22 protein-coding genes are annotated in these 19,915 nt (G+C 74.8%); 14 read left to right on the plus strand and 8 right to left on the minus strand.

What is annotated here, in order from left to right:
• Positions 1 to 87: 87 nt before the first annotated feature.
• Positions 88 to 684 (minus strand): DUF4291 domain-containing protein, encoded by a 597-nt coding sequence (locus ACIA5A_RS29685; RefSeq protein WP_396767885.1) that lies wholly within the window; start codon positions 682 to 684, stop codon positions 88 to 90.
• A gap of 75 nt (positions 685 to 759) precedes the next feature.
• Between ACIA5A_RS29685 and ACIA5A_RS29690 the strand changes: the two genes are divergently transcribed.
• Positions 760 to 1,248 carry a type II toxin-antitoxin system PemK/MazF family toxin gene (locus ACIA5A_RS29690; protein ID WP_396767887.1) on the plus strand — a complete coding sequence of 163 codons (489 nt, stop codon included), beginning with the start codon at positions 760 to 762 and terminating at the stop codon, positions 1,246 to 1,248.
• 21 nt (positions 1,249 to 1,269) lie between these two features.
• Here the strand turns inward: ACIA5A_RS29690 and ACIA5A_RS29695 are convergent, their stop codons facing one another.
• Positions 1,270 to 1,905, minus strand: coding sequence for a GGDEF domain-containing protein (locus ACIA5A_RS29695; protein WP_396767889.1), 636 nt, complete (start codon positions 1,903 to 1,905; stop codon positions 1,270 to 1,272).
• A gap of 196 nt (positions 1,906 to 2,101) precedes the next feature.
• Here ACIA5A_RS29695 and ACIA5A_RS29700 point away from each other — a divergent pair, with 196 nt between their 5' ends.
• From ACIA5A_RS29700 to ACIA5A_RS29715, 4 genes are all read left to right on the plus strand, one after another.
• Complete coding sequence (locus tag ACIA5A_RS29700; protein ID WP_396767891.1) at positions 2,102 to 2,359, plus strand: DUF397 domain-containing protein; 258 nt, start codon at positions 2,102 to 2,104, stop codon at positions 2,357 to 2,359.
• Positions 2,360 to 2,461: 102 nt separating this feature from the next.
• Positions 2,462 to 3,349, plus strand: a complete 888-nt coding sequence (locus ACIA5A_RS29705) for a helix-turn-helix domain-containing protein (RefSeq protein WP_396767893.1) — start codon at positions 2,462 to 2,464, stop codon at positions 3,347 to 3,349.
• 93 nt (positions 3,350 to 3,442) lie between these two features.
• Complete coding sequence (locus tag ACIA5A_RS29710) at positions 3,443 to 4,291, plus strand: SAM-dependent methyltransferase (RefSeq protein ID WP_396767895.1); 849 nt, start codon at positions 3,443 to 3,445, stop codon at positions 4,289 to 4,291.
• Positions 4,292 to 4,364: 73 nt separating this feature from the next.
• Positions 4,365 to 5,792, plus strand: coding sequence for a serine/threonine-protein kinase (locus ACIA5A_RS29715; protein ID WP_396767897.1), 1,428 nt, complete (start codon positions 4,365 to 4,367; stop codon positions 5,790 to 5,792).
• 142 nt (positions 5,793 to 5,934) lie between these two features.
• Here ACIA5A_RS29715 and ACIA5A_RS29720 read toward each other — a convergent pair whose 3' ends face one another.
• A complete protein-coding gene (locus ACIA5A_RS29720; protein WP_396767899.1) occupies positions 5,935 to 6,627 on the minus strand; it encodes a nitrilase-related carbon-nitrogen hydrolase in 693 nt (230 codons plus the stop codon).
• A gap of 65 nt (positions 6,628 to 6,692) precedes the next feature.
• On the opposite strand from ACIA5A_RS29720, the gene ACIA5A_RS29725 reads away from it, so the two are divergent.
• Positions 6,693 to 7,439 (plus strand): DedA family protein, encoded by a 747-nt coding sequence (locus ACIA5A_RS29725; RefSeq protein ID WP_396767901.1) that lies wholly within the window; start codon positions 6,693 to 6,695, stop codon positions 7,437 to 7,439.
• Here ACIA5A_RS29725 and ACIA5A_RS29730 read toward each other — a convergent pair.
• On the minus strand, positions 7,403 to 8,791 hold the full coding sequence (locus ACIA5A_RS29730) for an alpha/beta hydrolase family protein (protein WP_396767903.1): 1,389 nt from the start codon (positions 8,789 to 8,791) through the stop codon (positions 7,403 to 7,405). The genes ACIA5A_RS29725 and ACIA5A_RS29730 overlap by 37 nt on opposite strands.
• Before the next feature lie 118 nt (positions 8,792 to 8,909).
• Positions 8,910 to 10,241 (minus strand): NADP-specific glutamate dehydrogenase, encoded by a 1,332-nt coding sequence (gene gdhA, locus ACIA5A_RS29735; protein ID WP_396767927.1) that lies wholly within the window; start codon positions 10,239 to 10,241, stop codon positions 8,910 to 8,912.
• Positions 10,242 to 10,334: 93 nt separating this feature from the next.
• Here gdhA and ACIA5A_RS29740 point away from each other — a divergent pair, with 93 nt between their 5' ends.
• Genes ACIA5A_RS29740 through ACIA5A_RS29750 form a run of 3 tightly spaced genes read left to right on the plus strand, consistent with a single transcriptional unit; the run spans position 10,335 to position 12,534 of the window.
• A complete protein-coding gene (locus ACIA5A_RS29740) occupies positions 10,335 to 10,664 on the plus strand; it encodes a MazG-like family protein (protein ID WP_396767905.1) in 330 nt (109 codons plus the stop codon).
• Between the two features lie 45 nt (positions 10,665 to 10,709).
• Entirely contained in the window at positions 10,710 to 11,546 is an 837-nt protein-coding gene (locus ACIA5A_RS29745) for a hypothetical protein (protein WP_396767907.1), read from the plus strand.
• A 16-nt stretch (positions 11,547 to 11,562) separates the two neighbouring features.
• On the plus strand, positions 11,563 to 12,534 hold the full coding sequence (locus tag ACIA5A_RS29750; protein WP_396767909.1) for a pirin family protein: 972 nt from the start codon (positions 11,563 to 11,565) through the stop codon (positions 12,532 to 12,534).
• Positions 12,535 to 12,798: 264 nt separating this feature from the next.
• Here the strand turns inward: ACIA5A_RS29750 and ACIA5A_RS29755 are convergent, their stop codons facing one another.
• On the minus strand, positions 12,799 to 13,068 hold the full coding sequence (locus tag ACIA5A_RS29755; protein WP_396767911.1) for a DUF2795 domain-containing protein: 270 nt from the start codon (positions 13,066 to 13,068) through the stop codon (positions 12,799 to 12,801).
• 143 nt (positions 13,069 to 13,211) lie between these two features.
• Here ACIA5A_RS29755 and ACIA5A_RS29760 point away from each other — a divergent pair, with 143 nt between their 5' ends.
• Positions 13,212 to 13,619 (plus strand): DUF2267 domain-containing protein, encoded by a 408-nt coding sequence (locus ACIA5A_RS29760; protein WP_396767913.1) that lies wholly within the window; start codon positions 13,212 to 13,214, stop codon positions 13,617 to 13,619.
• Between the two features lie 160 nt (positions 13,620 to 13,779).
• On the opposite strand, the gene ACIA5A_RS29765 is transcribed toward ACIA5A_RS29760, so the two are convergent.
• A complete protein-coding gene (locus ACIA5A_RS29765; RefSeq protein ID WP_396767915.1) occupies positions 13,780 to 14,937 on the minus strand; it encodes a CaiB/BaiF CoA transferase family protein in 1,158 nt (385 codons plus the stop codon).
• 245 nt (positions 14,938 to 15,182) lie between these two features.
• Between ACIA5A_RS29765 and ACIA5A_RS29770 the strand changes: the two genes are divergently transcribed.
• The 4 genes from ACIA5A_RS29770 (at position 15,183) to ACIA5A_RS29785 (ending at position 17,993) form a co-directional block, all read left to right on the plus strand.
• Positions 15,183 to 16,217, plus strand: a complete 1,035-nt coding sequence (locus tag ACIA5A_RS29770; RefSeq protein WP_396767917.1) for a TerC/Alx family metal homeostasis membrane protein — start codon at positions 15,183 to 15,185, stop codon at positions 16,215 to 16,217.
• A 109-nt stretch (positions 16,218 to 16,326) separates the two neighbouring features.
• Positions 16,327 to 16,926, plus strand: coding sequence for a sulfite oxidase-like oxidoreductase (locus ACIA5A_RS29775; protein ID WP_396767919.1), 600 nt, complete (start codon positions 16,327 to 16,329; stop codon positions 16,924 to 16,926).
• 1 nt (position 16,927) lies between these two features.
• Positions 16,928 to 17,683, plus strand: coding sequence for a ferredoxin reductase (locus ACIA5A_RS29780; protein WP_396767921.1), 756 nt, complete (start codon positions 16,928 to 16,930; stop codon positions 17,681 to 17,683).
• 16 nt (positions 17,684 to 17,699) lie between these two features.
• Complete coding sequence (locus ACIA5A_RS29785) at positions 17,700 to 17,993, plus strand: DUF6510 family protein (RefSeq protein WP_396767923.1); 294 nt, start codon at positions 17,700 to 17,702, stop codon at positions 17,991 to 17,993.
• A gap of 10 nt (positions 17,994 to 18,003) precedes the next feature.
• Here the strand turns inward: ACIA5A_RS29785 and ACIA5A_RS29790 are convergent, their stop codons facing one another.
• Positions 18,004 to 19,698: a glycosyltransferase family 2 protein gene (locus ACIA5A_RS29790; RefSeq protein ID WP_396767925.1), complete on the minus strand. Its 1,695-nt coding sequence runs from the start codon at positions 19,696 to 19,698 to the stop codon at positions 18,004 to 18,006.
• Positions 19,699 to 19,915: the final 217 nt, after the last annotated feature.

Consider the following 19,915-nt stretch of genomic DNA (forward strand, 5'->3'; position numbering starts at 1 on the left):
CGAGGCCGACAAATCCCGTTGAAGACCCGAAGTCAGTCAGTCGGTGGGTCAGACCTCGGCGGGAGGTGCTCACAAACATCATCTCTGTCAGTCGGCGTCGACCACCCGGGCCACCTCGGGCGGCAGCGGGTACGGCCGCTCGGCCGGGAGGAGCGCCGCCGCGCCGGCCTCGTCACCGGCGGTGAGCCGCTGGTGCACCGCACGGGCCGTCGCGGTGACGTCGGTGAGCCCGACCAGCCACTCGTCGACGTACCGGCGCACCGCCTCGCCGGAGAGTCCGACCTGCAGCGACCGGTGCGGCAGCGGGGCCAGCCGCAGTGACCGTTCCGGGTCCCACTGCACCCGCACCGGGCTGGTCCGCAACAGGTGCCGCCAGGCGTCCCGGTCCGGGTGCCGGCGGGGGTCGTGTGCGCTGAGGCAGGCGTGCCCGAGCGCCCACTCGAAGCCGGCCCGGCTGATCTCCACCGCGAGCACCCGTTCCTGTCCGGGCTTGAGCGCCCACCCGCAGCGGTACATCATCCACCGGAACGACGGCTTGATCCAGGTCATCCGCTCCCGCTTGAACGGTGGCACGAACCGGCCGGCGGCCAGCGCCGGGTCGGCGATCTCCGGCGGGTACGCCTGGTAGACGGTGACGGTGTCGTCGGTGTAGGTGGCGCGGATCTGGTAGCGGGGAACGGTCACCGGGGCATGGTGACGAACCGGGTGGCGCGACCGCCACCGGATTCCCCGGTGCGCCGGGGGGATAGGCTGCCCGCCGTGGCAGGTCTGTTGAGGAACGTGGCGTCCCGGCTCGGCCAGATCACCGGGGCCGTGCCGGCCCGCACCGGCGGGCCGATCCCGGCCCAGGTCGCGCGTCGGCGCCAGGTCAACGCGTTGCAGCGTCGCGAGCTGTCGTACGCGCCGGAGCCGGACGGGCAGGCGGACCCGGGCGAGATCGTCTGGACCTGGGTGCCGTACGAGGACGATCCCCGGCAGGGCAAGGACCGGCCGGTGCTGGTGGTGGGCCGGCACAGCCGCACCCTGTTCGGGCTGATGCTGTCCAGCCAGAGCGACCGGGACGGCCAGCGGCACTGGCTGTCGCTGGGCCCGGGGGAGTGGGATCGCGAGAAGCGGCCCAGTTGGGTCCGCCTGGACCGGGTGCTCACCATGCGCGAGGACAGCATCCGCCGTGAGGGCGCGGTGCTCGACCGGCCCCGGTTCGACCGGGTGGGTACGGCGCTGCGGGCCGGCTACGGCTGGCGCTGACCGGGGCCCCGCTCGTGGCGGTCAGTGCTCGGCGACGAGCTGGCGGGGCGCGCGGGCCGCGCCGAGCGTCTTCGCCTCGTACATCGCGGCGTCGGCGCGGCACAGCGCGTCGGTGAGCTGGGCGGGGCTGTGGACCGGGGCGAGCCCGACCGAGGCGGTGACCCGGATGCTGCGACCGCCCAGCGGGATCGGCGCGGCGAGCGCCTCGTAGAGCCGGCGGGTGGCGTGCTCGATCCACCGCCGGTCGGCCGTGGGGCTGGCCAGCAGGCCGGCGAACTCGTCGCCGCCGAGGCGGGCCACCAGGTTGTTGCCGGCGAACGCGGCGAGCCGCTGGGCGACGCTGACCAGCACCTGGTCGCCGGCGGCGTGCCCGAAACGGTCGTTGATCTGCTTGAAGTCGTCGAGGTCGAGCACCACCGCGACCAGGGGCTGCCCGGCGGGGTCGGTGAGCAGGGCGGCGGCCAGCCGGAAGAACGCGCGGCGGTTGGGCAGCCCGGTCAGCGGGTCGTGGCTGGCGGCGTGCCGTTCGGCGGCCAGCTCGGCCTGGAGCAGTTCGAGTTCGGCCTCGGCGCGCAGGGCCCGCCGGCGCAGTTGCCAGGCGGAGGCCAGGGCGCCGGCGGCGGAGATGCCGGAGGCGACGGTCATCGGATCCGGCACTCGCCCTCCTCACCACAGGCCCCCGGTTCCGGGTCACCGAACGTGAGCGACCCGGCACACCGTACGTTCGGTTATCATGCTCGCAGTCCATTGCAGATGCAATAGCAGATGCACGTGCATCTCACTCCTCAGTCGACACTCGTGCCGCCCACCGCTCCTCCCCGCGGCCCCGGCCGGCCTTCGAAGAAGGACGCCCATGCAACCGCCCCCCAACGGCGTACCCGTGCCCCACCTGCCCCCGATGCGCTGGTTGAAGAGTCGCCGGAGCAACCCCAGCGGCAACTGCGTCGAGCTGGCCGAGCTGCCCGGCGGAGGGGGCATCGCGGTGCGCAACTCCCGCCATCCCGAGGGGCCGGCGCTGATCTACACGGTGGACGAGATCGCGGCGTTCGTGCTCGGCGCCCGGGACGGGGACTTCGACCACCTGATCCCGCCGTCCCGTCCACGGGACTAAATAGACCGTCCGGGGGAGTTCACCTCACTGTCGGTTCATGGCATGCTTACTCGTCGGCCGGGGAGGGCGCCCGGTCGAGAGCCGGGATGCGAGGGCGGTCAGGTGGCGACGGTGCCCGTCGAGGGCGGACCGACAAGCGGTCCGACGGTGCTGCGCATGCTGCTCGGGGCGCAGCTGCGCCGGCTGCGTGAGGGCGCCGCGGTCAGCCGGGAGAGCGCCGGTTGGGAGATCCGCTCCTCCGAGTCCAAGATCAGCCGGATGGAGCTGGGCCGGGTCGGCTTCAAGGAACGCGACGTCGCCGACCTGCTCACGCTCTACGGCGTCGCCGCCGAGGAGGACCGCGCCGCGCTGCTCAAGCTGGCCCGCGACGCGAACAGCCCCGGCTGGTGGCACCGCTACGGCGACGTGCTGCCGAGCTGGTTCCAGTCCTACCTGGGGCTGGAGGCCGCCGCCGCGCTGATCCGCACGTACGAGGTGCAGTTCGTGCCGGGACTGCTGCAGACCGCCGCGTACGCGCGCGAGGTGATCCTGCTCGGGCACCGCGGCGCGGCGCCGGCGGAGCTGGACCGGCGGGTGGACCTGCGGATGGAGCGCCAGGGGCTGCTGCGCCGCGCCGACCCCCCGCAGCTCTGGGCGGTGCTGGACGAGGCGGCGCTGCGCCGGCCGATCGGCGGCCCCGCGGTGATGCGCGAGCAGCTCGACGCGCTGATCGAGGCGACCGCCGCGCCGCACGTGCGGCTACAGATCGTCCCGTTCACCGCCGGCGGGCACGCCGCCGCCAGTGGCGCGTTCAGCATCCTGCGCTTCGGCGACGAGGACCTGCCCGACATCGTCTACATCGAGCAACTGACCAGCGCCATCTACCTCGACAAGCGCGACGACCTCGACTACTACGCGGAGGCGATGGAGCGGCTGTGCGTGGAGGCCGCACCGCCGGAGCGCACCCGGGAGATGCTGGCCCGCATCCGCGACGAGCTCTACCCGGCCTGACCGTCGCGCCGGCGGGCGATACCATTGCCGCGAACCGGTGACAGTGGACGGACGTCATCCCACGGCGGTGGCGCGCGAGTCGTGGAGGCGGCGTTGACCAGCGAAGCGAGCGGCACGGCGACGGAGCCGGGCCACCCGGCCGACCGGATCGACACGACCGTCGCGCACCCGGCCCGGCGCTACAACTACTGGCTGGGCGGCAAGGACAACTTCCAGGCCGACCGCGAGTCCGGCGACGCGATGGCCGCCGCGTTCCCCACCATCCGGCTCAGCGCCCAGGAGAACCGGCGGTTCCTCCGGCGCGCGGTGCGGCACCTGGCCGCCGAGGCGGGGATCCGCCAGTTCCTCGACATCGGCACCGGCATCCCGACCGCGGACAACACCCACGAGGTGGCGCAGGCCGTCGACCCGCACGCCCGGGTGGTCTACGTCGACAACGACCCGATCGTGCTGGCCCACGCCCGGGCGCTGCTCACCAGCACGCCCGAGGGCGCCACCGCCTACCTCGACGCCGACCTGCGCGACCCGGAGCGGATCCTCGCCCACCCCGACCTGCGCCGCACGCTCGACCTCACCCGCCCGGTGGCGCTGATGCTGGTGGCGGTGCTGCACTTCGTGCCGGACGGCGACGACCCCTACGCCACGGTCACCCGGCTGCTGGACGCGTTGCCCCCGGGCAGCTACCTCGCCGCCTCGCACGCCACCCACGACCACCTGCCGGCGCACCTCGCCGCCGAGGCGAAGGCGGCCGCCCGCGGCGGCGGCCCGCACGGCGTGATCAACCTGCGCGGCCGGGACGAGTTCGTGCGCTTCTTCGACGGTCTCGACCTGGTCGAGCCGGGCGTCTGCTCGGTGGCCGAGTGGCGCGCCGACGGCGAGCCCGAGCCGCGCCCCACAGTGGTCGACGTGAGCATGTACGGCGGGGTCGCCCGCAAGCCCTGACCGGCCGGCGGACCAGGACGAACCGGACGCTGATTGGTGCCGGCGGGGGCCGGCCGGGCAGACTGGGACCATCATGTCGCCGTTCACGCCCGCACTCCGGCTGCACGACCGGTACGTCCTGCGCGAGCGCATCGGGCTCGGCGGCATGTCCGAGGTGTGGCGCGCCGACGACGAGGTGCTGCACCGCCCGGTCGCGGTCAAGGCGCTCGCCGGCCGGCTCGCCGCCGACCCGCACCTGCGCGCCACCATCCAGCGCGAGGCGCGCGCCGCGGCGCGACTCACCCACCCGCACGTGACCCAGGTGTACGACTACGGCGAGGCGACGCTGCCCGGCGGCGTGGTGACGCCGTACCTGGTGATGGAGCTGGTGCAGGGGCAGACGCTCGCCGACCGGCTGGCCGGCGGGCCGCTGGCCTGGCCGGACGCGGTGCGCACGGCCGGGCAGGTCGCCGCCGCGCTGGCCGCCGCGCACCGGATCGGCGTGGTGCACCGCGACGTCAAGCCGGCCAACGTGATGCTCACCGAGACCGGCGCGAAGGTGCTCGACTTCGGCATCGCCGCGCCGGCCGGCCCGCAGCACCCGGCGGCCGGGCCGGCCGGCGAGCCGCTGGCCGGCACCCCTGCCTACTTCGCCCCGGAACGGCTCGACCCCGGCCCCACCCACCCGGCCGGCGACGTGTACGCGCTCGGCGTCCTGCTCTACCGCAGCCTCACCGGCCGGCCCCCGCTGCCGGTGCGGAGCTGGGACGACGTGGTCGAGTTGCGCGACCGCCGGCCGCCGGTGCCGCCGCTGCGGGTGCCGGGGCTGCCCGCCGACGTCGCCGACCTGGTCCTGGCCTGCCTGGCGGTGGACCCGTCCCGCCGTCCCACCGCCACCGAGGTGGCCGACCGGCTGGGCGCGGGCCGCCCGGTGGACCCCCCGACCGCGATCCTGCCCACGGTGACCCCGGCGACCCACCCGCCGACGCTGCTGGAGCGGCCCCCGGCACGCGCCACGCCGCCGGCCGTCCGGGCCGAGGTGCCGCCGAACCGGCTGACCGGGATGCTTGTCGCCGGCGCGGTGGTGCTGCTGCTCGCGCTGGTCGGCGCGCTGGTGCTCGACGGCCGCTCCGACACCCCGCGTGCCGCCGCCCCACCGGCCGGGGCGAGCGTCGCCACTGCGCCCGGCGCGAGCGCCGCCGCCCGGCCGGCGCCGACCCGGGCGGCCCCGTCGACCACCGCTCCTCGACCGCTCACCGCGCGCCAGCTCGCGGCCCGGTTCGTCGACGTGCTGGACCGGGCCGAGGCAACCCGGCTCGTCGATCGCAAGACGGCCGACGATCTGCGGAAGAAGGCCACCGAGCTGGACCGGGGAAAGCCGAAGGATCACGCCAAGCGGATCGAGGACCTGCACGAGCGGATCGAGGACGCCGCCGACGACGACAAGCTCGACGCCACCACCGCCGCCGCCCTGCGCAAGCTGCTCGACGCCTATGACCGGGTACGAGGCGGCGAGGGCTGACCCGCCACCTCCTTCAGATACACGCGGGGGACCGGGAACCCGGCGCGGTGCAGGTGCCGCATGACCTCGGCCTCGGCCAGGAGATGAGCCCCGTCGGCGGGAAGAGGCGGCTGCTGCACGAGCCCAGGCTAACCGTCCGTCGTCAGCGCAGGGTGGCGGTGACCAGTTCGCCGGGGGAGGCGCCGGCGCGCGCCACCGGCACGCCGTCCGGTGACCAGACGCCCGAGCCACCGGCCGCCCGCGCGTACCCGCCGCCTGTCGACCCGGCGAAGCTCGCCGTCGCCACCCACACGCGGTGCGCGGCGGCGACCCGGCGGGCGCGTTCGTCCGGCACCGCGGCGTCGTCGGCCGACTCCAGCACGCCGGCCAGGTAGGCGTCCGCGCCGAGCGCCGCGGTCGCCGCCGCGTGTGCCGGCACCCCGGTGTCCCTGCAGACCGCCAGGCCCAGCCGCCAGCCGTCGACGACGAGCACCGTCGGTTCCCGGCCCGGCCGGAACCGCTGCGGCTCCGCGCCGCCGAGGAACATCTTCCGGTACGCGACCCGCACGCCCCCGCCGTCGACCGCGAGCACCGCGATGTGCGGTCCGGCCACCGGCGCGCCGGCCAGCGCCAGCGTCCCGGTCTCGGCGCAGGCCGCCCGCAGCGGGGCGAGGCGGTCGTCGGTCGCCTCCAGCGGCGCGGCGGCCAGCTCGTACCCGGTCAGGGACAGCTCGGGGAAGACCACCACCCGGGCCCCGGCGGCCCGCACCGCGGCGGCGTGCCGCTCGGCGTTGCCCGCCACGTCCTCGGCGAGGGTGAGCGGCTGGGCGACCGCGACCGGCAGCGGCGTACGCATGGACGGCAGCGTAACCGGCGACGCTTTCCGTGGTCGTCGGTCCGCTCGCCCCGTAACGTGGTCGGATGATCGGAAACGCACAGCTCCTCGCCGGCCCCCGGGTGAGCGCCGCACGGGCCGCCGAGCCCGCCGGCGAGGGACCCGTCGGCTGGGTCACCGGCCTGGTCGAACGGCTCGGCGGCCCCGGCGCCGGCCTCGCGGTGGCCCTGGAGAACCTGTTCCCGCCCATCCCCAGCGAGGTCATCCTGCCGCTGGCCGGGTTCACCGCCAGCCAGGGCCGGATGAGCCTGTTCGGCGCGATCGCCTGGACCACGCTCGGGTCGGTGCTGGGCGCGCTGGCGCTCTACTACGTCGGCGCGGCGCTCGGTCGGGACCGGATGCGCGCCCTGGCCGCGCGCCTGCCGCTGATCAAGCTGGACGACGTGGACCGCACCGAGGCGTGGTTCCTCCGCCACGGCGTCAAGGCGGTGTTCTTCGGCCGGATGATTCCGATCTTCCGCAGTCTGATCTCGATCCCGGCCGGCGTGGAACGCATGCCGGTGCCGGTGTTCCTGCTCTTCACCGCGTTGGGCAGCCTGATCTGGAACACCGCGTTCGTGCTCGCCGGCTATCTGCTGGGCGAGAACTGGCACGTGGTCGAGGCGTACGTCGGCACGCTGCAGAACGTGGTCATCCTGGCGGTGGTGGCCGGGGTGGGCTGGTTCGTGGTGAGCCGGGTACGCCGGTCCCGCCGGACCGCCGCCGACCCGGACGCCCCACCCCGGCCGGGCACCGTCTACCGGGGCGGCTGGTACGGCGCGGACGAGGACTGACAGGCCGGGTAGAGCCGGCGGGTGCCGGTGCCGGCGGTCCACGCGGCCGGGTCGCTGAACCGGCAGCCGAAGTCGGCCGCCGCCACCGCCCGCGCGTCGGTGACCGGGTCGCCGGCCGGGCGCTTGCCGGTACGGACCCAGCGGGTCAGGTCGTCCCAGGCGGCGCCGGCCTCGGCCGGGCTGAACTCGCAGTGCTGCGCGGCCCGCACCGCCCGCTGCACCAGCAGCCGGGACCTCCCGTGCCGGGCCACGTCCCGGGCGTACGCCTGCTCCATGCTGAACGGGACGAACAGGTCGCCGAGGTCGTGCAGGCTGAGCACCGGCACGCCCGGCCGGCCGGCGATCCGGGGCACCTCGGTCAGGCCGGGCGACAGCCGCTGGCGCAGGTTCTCCGGGGCGACCCGTTGCACGGTGGCGTTCAGGTTCACCGGCTGGTTCGGGGTGTAGCGGGTGAACAGGTTGGTGGCGAGCTGCCCGGGGCGCTGCGCGGGGGAGTCGCCGCCGTCGGTGGTGGCGATGCCGAACAGGAAGTCCTTCCAGACCGCGAACGCGGCGTCGGCGCCCGGTCGGGGGCCGCCGGAGCGGTTCACGGTGACCGCGCGCAGTTGCCTGCCGAGCGCGTTCGTGGTGTCCGGGCCGGTGGGGGTGAGGCCGGCCAGCCCGGTCGCCACCTGGATCCGGGGCACCGCGTCGGTCAGGTAGTCGGCCGGCGGCGGGTAGGCGCGTATCCCGGTGAGCGCCTGCGCGACCAGGTTGTAGTCGAGGAAGTAGTCGAACAGCTCCTGGTCGCCGAGCACCCCGCACATCGGCAGCGCGCCGGCGTAGTAGCCGGGGTACTGCTCCAGCGAGCGGCCGATGACGTGCCCGCCCATGGAGACACCGGCGATGAGCACCCGGTGCGGCCGCCGCACGGTGCGGGCGAACAGGTCCGCGAGGGCCCGGGTGCCCAGCACCCCGGAGCGGATGTCGTAGCCGTTGCGGTCGTACGAGGAGGACGCCCAGGCGTACCCCTGGGTCAGCAGGCGTTGCCGCAGGTCGAAGGCGGGCGGTTCGGGGGAGAGCTCGGTGCCCTGGCCGCGGTAGCCGTGCGCCCACATCACCAGCTCGCCGTTCCACCTGGCCGGGATCTCGAGGACGTAGCCGGCGTGCGCGTACACGCCCTGCCGGACGACCGTCGGGGCGCCGTCCACGACAAGCGGCGGCAGCGGCGGGTTGACGATGGTGTAGCCGGGCAGCGGCTGGTCGCCGTCGTCGCGGCCGGCGGCGGCGGCGGGCGCCGCGCCGGCCAGGCCGAGCGCGAGCACGAGGGCGGCGCCGGCGGCGAGCAGCCGGCGGGTGGGTGAGGTCTGCATCGCTGCTCCCCGGGGACAGGTCCCTACCAGCCGGTAGGGACCTGAACGTAGGCCCGAGGTCGAGACCTGTCAATCACTGACCGACCGGTCGGTCAGCCCGTCGCGCCACAGTGGCCGGTCACACCAGACCGTGCGACAGCATCGCCTCGGCCACCCGCCGGAACCCGTTGATGTTCGCGCCGGCCACGTAGTCGCCGGGCCGGCCGTACTCCTCGGCCGTCGTCCAGCACCTGTCGTGCACGTCCCGCATGATCTCGCGCAGCCGTTGCTCGGAGCGGGCGAACGTCCACGAGTCGCGGCTGGCGTTCTGCTGCATCTCCAGCGCGCTCACCGCCACCCCGCCGGCGTTGGCCGCCTTGCCCGGCGCGAACCGCACCCCGGCCCGTCCGAGGATCCGCACCGCCTCCGGCGTGGTGGGCATGTTCGCCCCCTCCACCACCGCGACGCAGCCGCCGGCCACCAGCGCGGCGGCCTCCGTGCCACCAATTTCGTTCTGCGTCGCGCACGGCAGCGCCACGTCGCAGGGCACCTCCCAGACGGTACGACCGGAGACCGCGACCGCGTGCGGCACGTGCGTCGCGTAGTCGACGAGGCGGGCCCGGCGTTCCTCCTTCAGCTCGCGCAGCAGCGCCAGGTCGATGCCCTTCTCGTCCAGCACGTACCCGTCCGAGTCGGAGCACGCCACCACCGTGCCGCCGAGCTGGTGCACCTTCTCCACCGCGTAGACGGCCACGTTCCCGGAGCCGGACACCACCACCCGCTTGCCGTCCAGGCCGTCTCCGCTCCGCCTGAGCATCTCCTCGGCGAAGAAGACCGCGCCGTACCCGGTCGCCTCCCGCCGCACCTGCGCGCCCCCGTACGTCAGGCCCTTGCCGGTGAGCACGCCGGCCTCGTACCGGTTGGTGATCCGCTTGTACTGCCCGAACAGGTAACCGATCTCCCGGCCGCCCACCCCGACGTCCCCGGCCGGCACGTCGGTCTGCGCGCCGATGTGGCGGTACAGCTCGGTCATGAAGCTCTGGCAGAACCGCATCACCTCCCGGTCGGAGCGACCCTTCGGGTCGAAGTCGGCGCCACCCTTGCCGCCACCGATCGACAGCCCGGTCAGCGCGTTCTTGAAGATCTGCTCGAACCCGAGGAACTTCACGATGCCCAGGTAGACCGTCGGGTGGAACCGCAGCCCGCCCTTGAACGGGCCGAGCGCGCTGTTGAACTCCACCCGGAAGCCGCGGTTCACCCGGATCCGGCCGCTGTCGTCCTCCCACGGCACCCGGAAGACGACCTGCCGCTCCGGCTCGCAGATCCGCTCGACCACCCCGGTGTACTCGGGGTGCCGGTGCAGCGCCGGGCCGATGCTCTCCAGCACCTCCCGGACCGCCTGGTGGAACTCGGGCTCGCCCGGGTTCCGCGCGACCACCCCGGCGAACACCGTCTCGACGGTCTCCGGCATCACGGACACGTCCTTCCGCCTCCCGGCGCCGGCACCGTTGCCCGCACCGCCCCCGGATACGGATAGTGACCGCCGTCCGGTTCACTTGACCGGGTGGACGACATGATCTGGACCTCGGCGCGGGACGCCCGGGCCTGGCTGGACGCCGCCAACGGCGCCGGCGACACGGAGCTGACCTGCCGGATCCTCAAGCTCGGCGAGGAGACCGGCGAGGTGGCCGCGGCGTGGATCGGCGCGCTGGGGCAGAACCCGCGCAAGGGCGTGACGCACACCCGGGCCGAGGTGGCCGCCGAGTTGGCCGACGTGGCGTTCACCGCGCTCGTCGCGATCGAGAGCCTCGGCCTCGACGCGCACGCCACGCTCACCGCCTGCGTGGCCAAGGTGCAGGCCCGACTCTCCGGGGGCGGAATGAACCGCGACTGAGACCCGCCCGTATGACCGGGTGGGGACCGGTGAGAGGGGACGACCATGACGACTTCCGGGGACGACGACGCCGACCTGACCGACACACGCTGGTCCGCCACCGCCCGGCTGCTGGTCGCCGCCGCCGTGCTGGTGGTGGCGCTGGGCGGGGTCGCGGTGGCGGTCACCCTGTCCAACCCGGCACGGCTCGGCGTGGTCTTCTCCGGCGGGCCCGCGCCCTCGCCGGCCACCGGCGGCGGCTCGGGCGGCGTCGGCGGCGCGGAGGTGGCGGCCACCGAGACGCTCACCGCCCCGCGCGGGGACCGGCGCCGGGCGGAGTTCGAGCTGGCCGACGGCCTGACCAGCTTCACCCTGCGCGCCGCCGACCTGGGCGACGACCTCTACCGGATCGGCGCCCAGGACGACGCCGGCGTGACGCCGCGCCCGCAGGTGGCCGGCGACCGGGTCCGGCTGCGGATCGAGGAGAACGGCCGCTCCGGCCCGTCCGCCGTGGAGGTGGTGCTCAACTCCCGGCTGACCTGGCGGGTGCGCCTGGTCGGTGGCGTCCGGGAGCAGCGGATCGACCTGGGCGCGGCCCGGCTCGCCGGCGTCGACCTGGTCGGCGGCGCGTCCCGTACCGACCTGCGGCTTCCCCCGCTCGACGGCACGCTCACCGTGCGGATGACCGGCGGGGTCAGCGCGCTGACCGTGTCGGTGCCCGGCGGCCCACCGGCCCGGGTGCGGGTGGCCTCCGGCGCCGGCTCGCTCGCCGTCTACGAGGAGCGCCGCGCCGGCATCGCCGCCGGGGACGTGGTCAGCACGCCGGGCTGGGACCGGTCGGCCGACCGGCTCTACCTCGACCTGGTGGCCGGCGCGAACGCGGTGAGCGTCACGGCGGACTGAGCGTACAGTTCGGGCGGTGGACCGCACCGAATCGTTGCCCGCGCAGACGCTCCCGCCCGGCGTCGGCGCCGCCGACCCGGGCAGCGTGCTGCTGCCCGGCCACGACGTCCCCCTCGGCCGCTACACCACGGTGCGCCGGCTGCTGCCGCAGCGGCAGCGGCGGATGGTCGGCGCGTGGTGCTTCGTCGACCACTTCGGCCCGGACGACGTGGCCGAGCGGCCGGGCATGGAGGTGCCGCCGCACCCGCACACCGGGCTGCAGACCGTCACCTGGCTACTCGACGGCGAGATCCTGCACCGCGACAGCCTCGGCAACGTGCAGCCGATCCGGCCCGGCCAGCTCAACGTGATGACCTCCGGTCGCGGCATCGCCCACTCGGAGCGCTCGCCGCTGGTCCACCCGCCGCTGATGCACGGCGTGCAGCTCTGGGTGGCGCTGCCGGACCCGGCCCGTGCCGGCGACCCCGACTTCGCCCACCACGCCGAGCTGCCCCGCTGGCGCGACGGCGACTGGGACCTGACGCTGCTCGTCGGCGAGCTCGGCGCGGAGCGCTCGCCCGCGGTCGCGCACACCCCGCTGCTCGGCGCGCAGCTCGAGGCCCGCGGGCCGGCGCCGGCCACGCTGCCGTTGCGCCAGGACTTCGAGTACGGGCTGCTGGCGATGTCCGGCTCGGCCGAGGTGGACGGCGTGGCGCTGGCCCCGGGCGCGTTGCTCTACCTGGGCGCCGGGCGGACGGCGTTGACGGTGCGCGCGACGCCCGGCAGCCGGCTGCTGCTGCTCGGCGGCACCCCGTTCGACGAGCCGCTGGTGATGTGGTGGAACTTCGTCGGCCGCTCGCACGAGGAGATCGCCGAGGCCCGCGAGGACTGGTCGGCCGGCCGTCGCTTCGGGACGGTCGCCGACGACGCGGCGCCCCCGTTGCCCGCGCCCGCGCTGCCCACCACCCGGCTCAAGGCCCGCGACCGCAGCGGCGGGGTACGCGGCTGACACCCGACGTGCCGCCGGACACACTTTCTCGAATATCAGCCTTTCGGACGATGTCGCGTCGTATGATGATCGTGGCAGTGATGCCCGCCCGGTTCGGGCGGAGATTCACCACCTGGTGATCGCGACCCGGTTCGGGCGTGCACCACCGGGCACAGGTGCTGCGTGGCGCCCCAGGTCGCGGTTCGTGACCCGGGGCGCCCGCCTGTCTCTCGGACCCGCGCCGACGCCCGGCCGCGTGTGCGACCGGGCGTGGTCGTCGCGGCGTCAGATGCCGCGCAGGTGCTGCGAGACGCGCGTGTGCGGGTCCCGGGCCTGGGCCGCCCGCTGCGACGGGTCCACCTCGGGGGCCGCGTCGATCCCGGCCGACCGGGCCACCTCGACACCGTTGGCGTAGTCCACCGGCGGCAGCGCGCGCAACGCCCGCAACACGTCCTCCGGCGCGCCCTCCCGTTCGGCCGCACGGATCACGTCGTCCTTCCCGGCCGGGTAGTCCAGCGCGGACAGGTACTCAAGGACGTCCGAATAACTCGCCATGGGTCGGGCTCCTCGCGCCAGTTCGTCGGGTCGTGACCGCGCGGCGGTTACCCGTCGTGCGGTGGCTCACGCCCCCGATCCCCGCCGTTTCCGTCGCCGGAGGACGGGTAGCCGCCCTGCCTGTACCGAAGGGGGTACCACCGATGGACCACCACACCTTCGTGGCGCGGGTCGCCCGGCTCACCGGGACCGCCGACGAGCGGGCCGCGACGCTCACCGCCGCCACGCTGGAGACGCTTGCCGAGCGGCTGACCGGTGGTGAGGCGCTGGACCTCGCCGCGCAACTGCCGAAGTCGCTGTGGGGGATGCTCGACCCGCACCCGGGCACCGAGGCGGCCGAGCGGTTCGGCGCGGCCGAGTTCGTCGCCCGGGTCGCCCGGCGGGCGGACTGCGACGAGAACACCGCCCGTGGCGCGGCGCGGGCGGTGTTCACCACGCTGCGCGAGGCCATCAGTGGCGGCGAGTTCTCCGACGTCGTGGTGCAGTTGCCCCGCGACTACCGGGACATGGTGGAACCGGCGCTCGCGCCGGCCGCCGCCCGCCGCCGCTGACCCCCAGCTCTCCGCTTCCCCGCTGCCCGTCGCGGGGGCCGGTGTCCGCCTTGCACCGCCGTTCAGCGCCCGGCCCGTGGCGGCGGGACGTCCCCTGACGTCGGCCGACGCCGCGTCGTACCGCGCTGGTGGGATGACCGGGGGAGCCGGGGGCCTCGCGTCAGCCGACCGTGCCGGCGGCGCGCAGGGCGGCGATCCGCGTCTCGTCCACACCCGCCTCGGCAAGCACCTCGTCGGTGTGCTCGCCCGGTCGCGGCGGTGGGCGGCGCACCGCCGTCGGGGTGGCCGAGAAGCGCGGCGCGGGCGCCGGCTGGGTCACCCCCTCCGGCGTGACGAAGGTGTCGCGCGCGGCGAGGTGCGGGTGGCGCGGGGCCTCGGCCCAGTCGAGCACCGGGGACACGCAGGCGTCCGTGCCGGACAGCAGGTCGGCCCACTCGTCCCGGGTCCGGGTGCGGAACAGCCGGGCCCAGGCGGTCCGCAGCGCCGGCCAGTTCGCCGGGTCGTCCCGGTCCGGCGCCTCGTCGCCGTCGAGCGGGAAACCGGTGAGCCGGACCAGTTCGGCGTAGAACTGCGGCTCCAACGCGCCGACCGCCACGTACCGGCCGTCGGCGCACTCGTAGGTGTCGTAGAACGGCGCGCCGCCGTCGAGCAGGTTCACCCCGCGCGGGTCCTGCCAGAGGCCGAGGCCGCGCAGCGCGTGGACCTGGGTGGCCAACACCGACACGCCGTCCACGATGGCCGCGTCGACCACCTGGCCGGGCGCGCCGCCGCGTACCGCGTACAGCGCCGCGACCACGCCCAGGGCCAGCATCATGCCGCCGCCGCCGAAGTCGCCGAGCAGGTTCATCGGCGGCACCGGGCGCTCACCGGCCCGGCCCACCCCGTGCAGCGCGCCGGTCAGCGCCAGGTAGTCGATGTCGTGGCCGGCCGTGCGGGCCAGCGGCCCGTCCTGCCCCCAGCCGGTCATCCGCCCGTACACCAGGCGCGGGTTGGCGGCGAAGCACTCCTGCGGGCCGAGCCCGAGGCGCTCCGCGACCCCCGGCCGGAAGCCCTCCACCAGCGCGTCCGCGCCGGCCACCAGGGACCGCACCAGATCCCGCCCGTCCGGGTGCTTCAGGTCCAGCGCGACCGAGCGGCGGTTACGGTTGAGCAGGTCGCCGGGGAACGCGCCGAAGCCGCCGCCGCCCACCCGGTCCACGCGCACCACGTCGGCGCCCAGGTCGGCCAGCATCATCGCGGCGAACGGCCCCGGGCCGATGCCGGCCAGCTCGATCACCCGTACCCCGGTCAGTGGTCCCTGGCTGGTCACCCGCGTCACCCTAGGGGCCCGGGCCGCGCGGCGCCACGCCCCGCCCCGGCGCACAGCGGTTGACCAGGGCAATCATGCGCGCCTCGACTTGGCGTCCGGCCCCGGTTGGCCTAGCCTTGAACCCGCGAGGGGAGTACTTCCCACGAACCATTCCGGTCAGTACGGCGAGCCCCCGGAGGCGAGCCTCGGGTGGTTGCCCACGAAATTGTGGGTGAAGGAGACCTCGAACATGACACGGTGTTCGAGGAGGCCCCATGACCGAAGTGTCCTACCTGTCCGCGGGTGAGCTGTCGTCGATCGGCACCCCCACGCTCTGGGCGGTGACGATCGCCGGCGTGCTCGCCCTGCTGGTGCTGGACTTCCTGGTCACCCGCAAGCCGCACGAGGTCTCCCTGCGGGAGGCGCTCGGCTGGTCGGCGTTCTACATCGCCCTGCCGCTGGCCTTCGGCGCCTGGATCTGGTCCCGCTGGGGCGGCCAGCAGGGCATCGAGTACCTCACCGGTTACCTGGTCGAGAAGTCGCTCTCGGTCGACAACCTCTTCGTCTTCATGCTGCTGCTGGCCGCGTTCGCGGTGCCCGCCGCGCTGGCCCAGCGGGTGCTGCTCTACGGCATCGCCGGCGCGCTGGTGCTGCGGGCGATCTTCATCGCGCTCGGCGCCGCCGCCCTGCAGACGCTCGACTTCGCCTTCCTGCTCTTCGCGATCATCCTCATCGCCACCGCGGTGAAACTGCTGCGCGACGCCCTCTCCGGGCACGAGCAGGAGGTCGACATCAACAAGATGCGGTCGGTGAAGCTGCTGCGCAAGGTCATGCCGGTGGTCGAGGAGTACCACGGCACCAAGATGACCATCCGCCAGCACGGCCGCCGGGCGCTGACCCCGTTCGCGCTTGTCGTGGTCGCGGTGCTGGCCACCGACATCGTCTTCGCTGTCGACTCGGTGCCCGCCGTCTACGGCATCACCGAGGACCCGTACCTCGTCTTCGCGACCAACGCCTTCGCCCTGCTCGGCCTGCGGGCGCTCTACTTCGTGCTGCACGCGGCGCTCAGCCGGCTGGTGCACCTCAGCTACGGCCTGGCCGTCATCCTGGCGTTCATCGGCCTCAAGCTCGGCCTGCACTGGGCGCACGGCATCTGGAAGGGCGTGCCGGAGATCCCGACGCTCGCCTCGCTCGGCGTGATCGTCGGCGTCCTGGTGATCGTCACCATCACCAGCCTGCGCGCGACCCGTGACAGCGGCGACGGCGACCGCACCGTCGTGCACGAGACGCAAGGCGGGGGCCCCGCCTGACGCTTTCGGTGGAGGCCGAGGCCCCGCTCGACACCCAGGTGTCGAGCGGGGCCCCACCTTGCACCCGGGAAGCGGTGTGCGGGCGCACCGGGGGTGGTAGGACTGACGGGTGGGAATCGTCTCGCCGGGCTTTCAGGGCCGGCCCCGTTCGTCCGCGCCGGACCTGCCGCCCGGGCAGTACCTCACCGAGGACTTCCCGGTGCTCTCCGCCGGCCCGACGCCACGCGTGCCCACGGACACCTGGGAGTTCGTGCTGAACACCGAGACCGGCGCGGAACACCGCTGGTCCTGGGCCGAGCTGATGAGCCTGCCGCAGGACACGCCCACGGTCGACCTGCACTGCGTCACCCGCTGGTCCAAGCTCGGCACCAGCTGGCAGGGCGTCTCGCTGGACACGCTGCTCGACGCCGTGGACACCGACGCCCGCTACGCGCTGGCGCACTCCTACGGCGGCTACACCACCAACCTGCCGCTGGACGACCTGCGCGGCGGGCGGGCCTGGGTGGTGCACACGTACGACGGGAGCCCGCTGCCGGCCGAGCACGGCGGACCGGCCCGGCTGCTCGTGCCGCACCTCTACCTGTGGAAGTCCGCCAAGTGGGTGCGCGGCATCCGGCTGCTCGCCGAGGACCGGCCGGGTTTCTGGGAGACGGCCGGCTACCACGACTACGGCGACCCGTGGCGCGAGCAGCGCTACCAGGGCGACTGAGGTGGCGGCCCCGACCACCGGCCGGGTGGCGCCGCTGACCTGGCGGGTGGCCCGGCTGGTCGAGCGACGGATCGAGACGCCGACCGCGCAGACGCTGCTGCTGGACGTGCCCGGCTGGCCCGGGCACCTGCCCGGGCAGCACGTCGACGTGCGGCTGACCGCACCGGACGGCTACCAGGCCGCCCGGTCGTACTCGCTCGCCGGCCCCGCCGACGGCGAGCGCATCGAGGTGACCGTGCAGCGGGTGCCCGACGGCGAGGTGTCGCCGTACCTCGTCGACACCTGGACCGAGGGCGACCCGGTGGAGGTCCGCGGGCCGGTCGGCGGCTGGTTCGTCTGGCGGACCGACGAGACCGCGCCGGTGCTGCTGGTGGCCGGCGGCTCCGGGGTGGTGCCGCTGATGGCCATGGTCCGGGCCCGCCGGGCCGCGGGCAGCCGGACCCCGTTCCGGCTGATCTACTCGGTGCGCACCCCCGACGACGTGATCTACGCCGACGAACTGCGTCGCCGGGCCCGCGACGACCAGGGCCTCGACGTCGCCTACGTGTACACCCGGCAGGCGCCCGACGGCTGGCGGGGTGAGCCGCACCGCATCGGGCTGGCGGACGTGAACAGCCACGGCTGGCCGCCGGACCTGGAACCGCTCTGCTACGTCTGCGGCCCCACCGGGTTCGTGGAGACCGTGGCCGACCTGCTCGTGGGGTTGGGCCACCCGACCAGGCGGGTGCGGACCGAACGCTTCGGGCCGACCGGCTGACCCCCGAGGAGGACGCATGACCGACATGACCTACCTGGACGGCAACATGCTCGACGGGCCGCTGCGGGAACTCCTCGCGGTCGACCTCAGCGCCACCACCGGACGCTGCGACAACTGCGGCATGGTCGGCCCGATGGCCGGCCTGCACGTCTACTCGCACGCACCGGGCCTGGTCGGGCGGTGCCCGGCCTGCACCGGGGTGATGGTGCGCCTGGTCCGCGCCCCCGAACGGGCCTGGCTGGACCTGCGCGGCACCACCTACCTCCAGGTCCCCATGACGACGGAGCAGGGCGTCCGCTCGCCGCGCTGACCGGCGGCGGTCAGGACGTCGCGGTCAGGTGGCCGACCTGCGCCGGACCCGGCTCGGCGTGGTGGCCCGCGCGCTCCGGGGCGCTCGCCGCCGGAGCCGGGCCGAAGCGCGCCGGCACGCCCACCGGAGCCGGACGGGACGTGCCGGAGAACCGGCGACGCAGCCGGCCGACGAGCTGGGCGACGGTCACCGGCACCACCGACAGGACGAGCTGGCCGCTGCGCGGGTCGACGGTCGCGGTCACCCCGTACAGCCGGGCGCCGCGCCGTAGCAGCCGGGGCCGGCCGGCGGCCAGCCGCGGCGCCCGCACCGGCGCGCCGCCCCGCCCCTGGTCGCCGTCCACCTCGGCGCGAACCGGGTGGCGTTGGCCGCTGGCCGCGCTGACCGCGAGGATCTTCTCGACCGGGAAGTCGGTGCGCACGGTCCGCCCGGTCGGGTCGGTCGCGTCCAGCCGGGTGACACCGGCGACCGGACCCGCCACCAGCCGCACCGGCCCGGCCTGCGCGGCGAACCGGGGGTACGGGCTGCGCGCGGTCACCGTGACGGTCCGCCCGTCCGACCAGCTCACCTCCACCGTGTCCAGCCGCGCCAGCCAGGCGGCGCGTACGTCGGTGACGTCGGTCCAGGCGGCCGGCGCGCCCGGGTAGCCGGCGTGCCACCGGCCGGCCTCGACCACCGTGGCCGGTACGCCCCGCTCCGCGTCCTGGTCGATGACCGCGAGCAACGCGTCGACGCCGCCGCCGTGCACCGCGCCCAGGCGCAGCCGCGCCTCGATGCCGAGCCGGTCCCGCAGCCCGTCGGTGACGTGCCGCTCGACCAGCCGGCGGACGGTCGCGTGCACCCGTTCCTGCGCGGCCCGGTCCAGCCGGCGGAAGTCGTCGCCCACCAGGTTGGCCAGCTCCAGCCCGACGTGGCGGCACAGCACCGCGTCCCGGCGCGCGCCGGCCGGGATCAGTCCCTCGACGAACGCGAACAACCGCTCCACACTGACCAGCCGCTGCTCGACCCTGCTGTGGTAGGTGATGTTGCGGGCGTCCAGCCGGCGTACCGCGTGGTAGTAGTCGTAGTCGGCGAGCGCCGTGACCCGGCGGGCGTGGTAGCAGGCGGCCAGTGTGAACGGCTGGTCGCTGAGCACCGGCATGTCCTCCGGAAACCGCAACCCGAGCCGGTCGACGAGGTCGCGGCGGAACAGCTTGGTGTTCGCCAGCGACCACGGCAGCGCCGAGTCGAACAGGCTCACGTCGACGGCGTTGCCGGCGGCGAACACGTCGGAGAAGACGTGCCGGCCGTTGACGCCGACGACCTTGCCCAGCACCACGTCCGAGCCGTAGCGGTCAGCGGCGGCGACCAGCCGTTCCAGCGCCTCGGGGCCGAGCCGGTCGTCCGAGCCGAGGAAGAAGACGTACCGGCCGGTCGCCAGCTCCAGCCCCCGGTTGCAGGGCGCGGCCGGGCCGCCCGAGTTGGGCTGGTGGACCACCCGCAGGGTCCCGGGGTGCCGCGCGGCGAGCCGGTCCAGCAGGCGACCGCTGCCGTCGGTGGACCCGTCGTCCACCGCCACGATCTCCATCCGGTCCGCGCCGATGGTCTGCCGCAGCACCGAGTCGAGGCAGGCTCGCAGGTAGCGCAGCGTGTTGTAGACCGGCACGATCACGCTCACGTCGGGGCGGGTCGTCGGCGGACGGTCGGTCGCCACCTCGGCTGTCACTGCTGGCCCTCCGTCGGTCGTCCGGCTCGTCCGGCGCGACCCAGCGTGGTGGAGCGACCCGTCCTGGTGACGACGCCGACATGACGGCGAGGTGACCGGGACACGGCCGTTGGATACGCGACAGGGCCCGACCCCGGGTGGTGGGGTCGGGCCCTGTTCGGTTGCGGGTCAGCTGGTGCTGTAGCCGCGGGTGGCGATCCAGTCGGCGAGGTTGTCG

Source organism: Micromonospora sp. NPDC051300 (assembly GCF_044455315.1).
Taxonomy (GTDB): Bacteria; Actinomycetota; Actinomycetes; order Mycobacteriales; family Micromonosporaceae; genus Micromonospora; species Micromonospora robiginosa.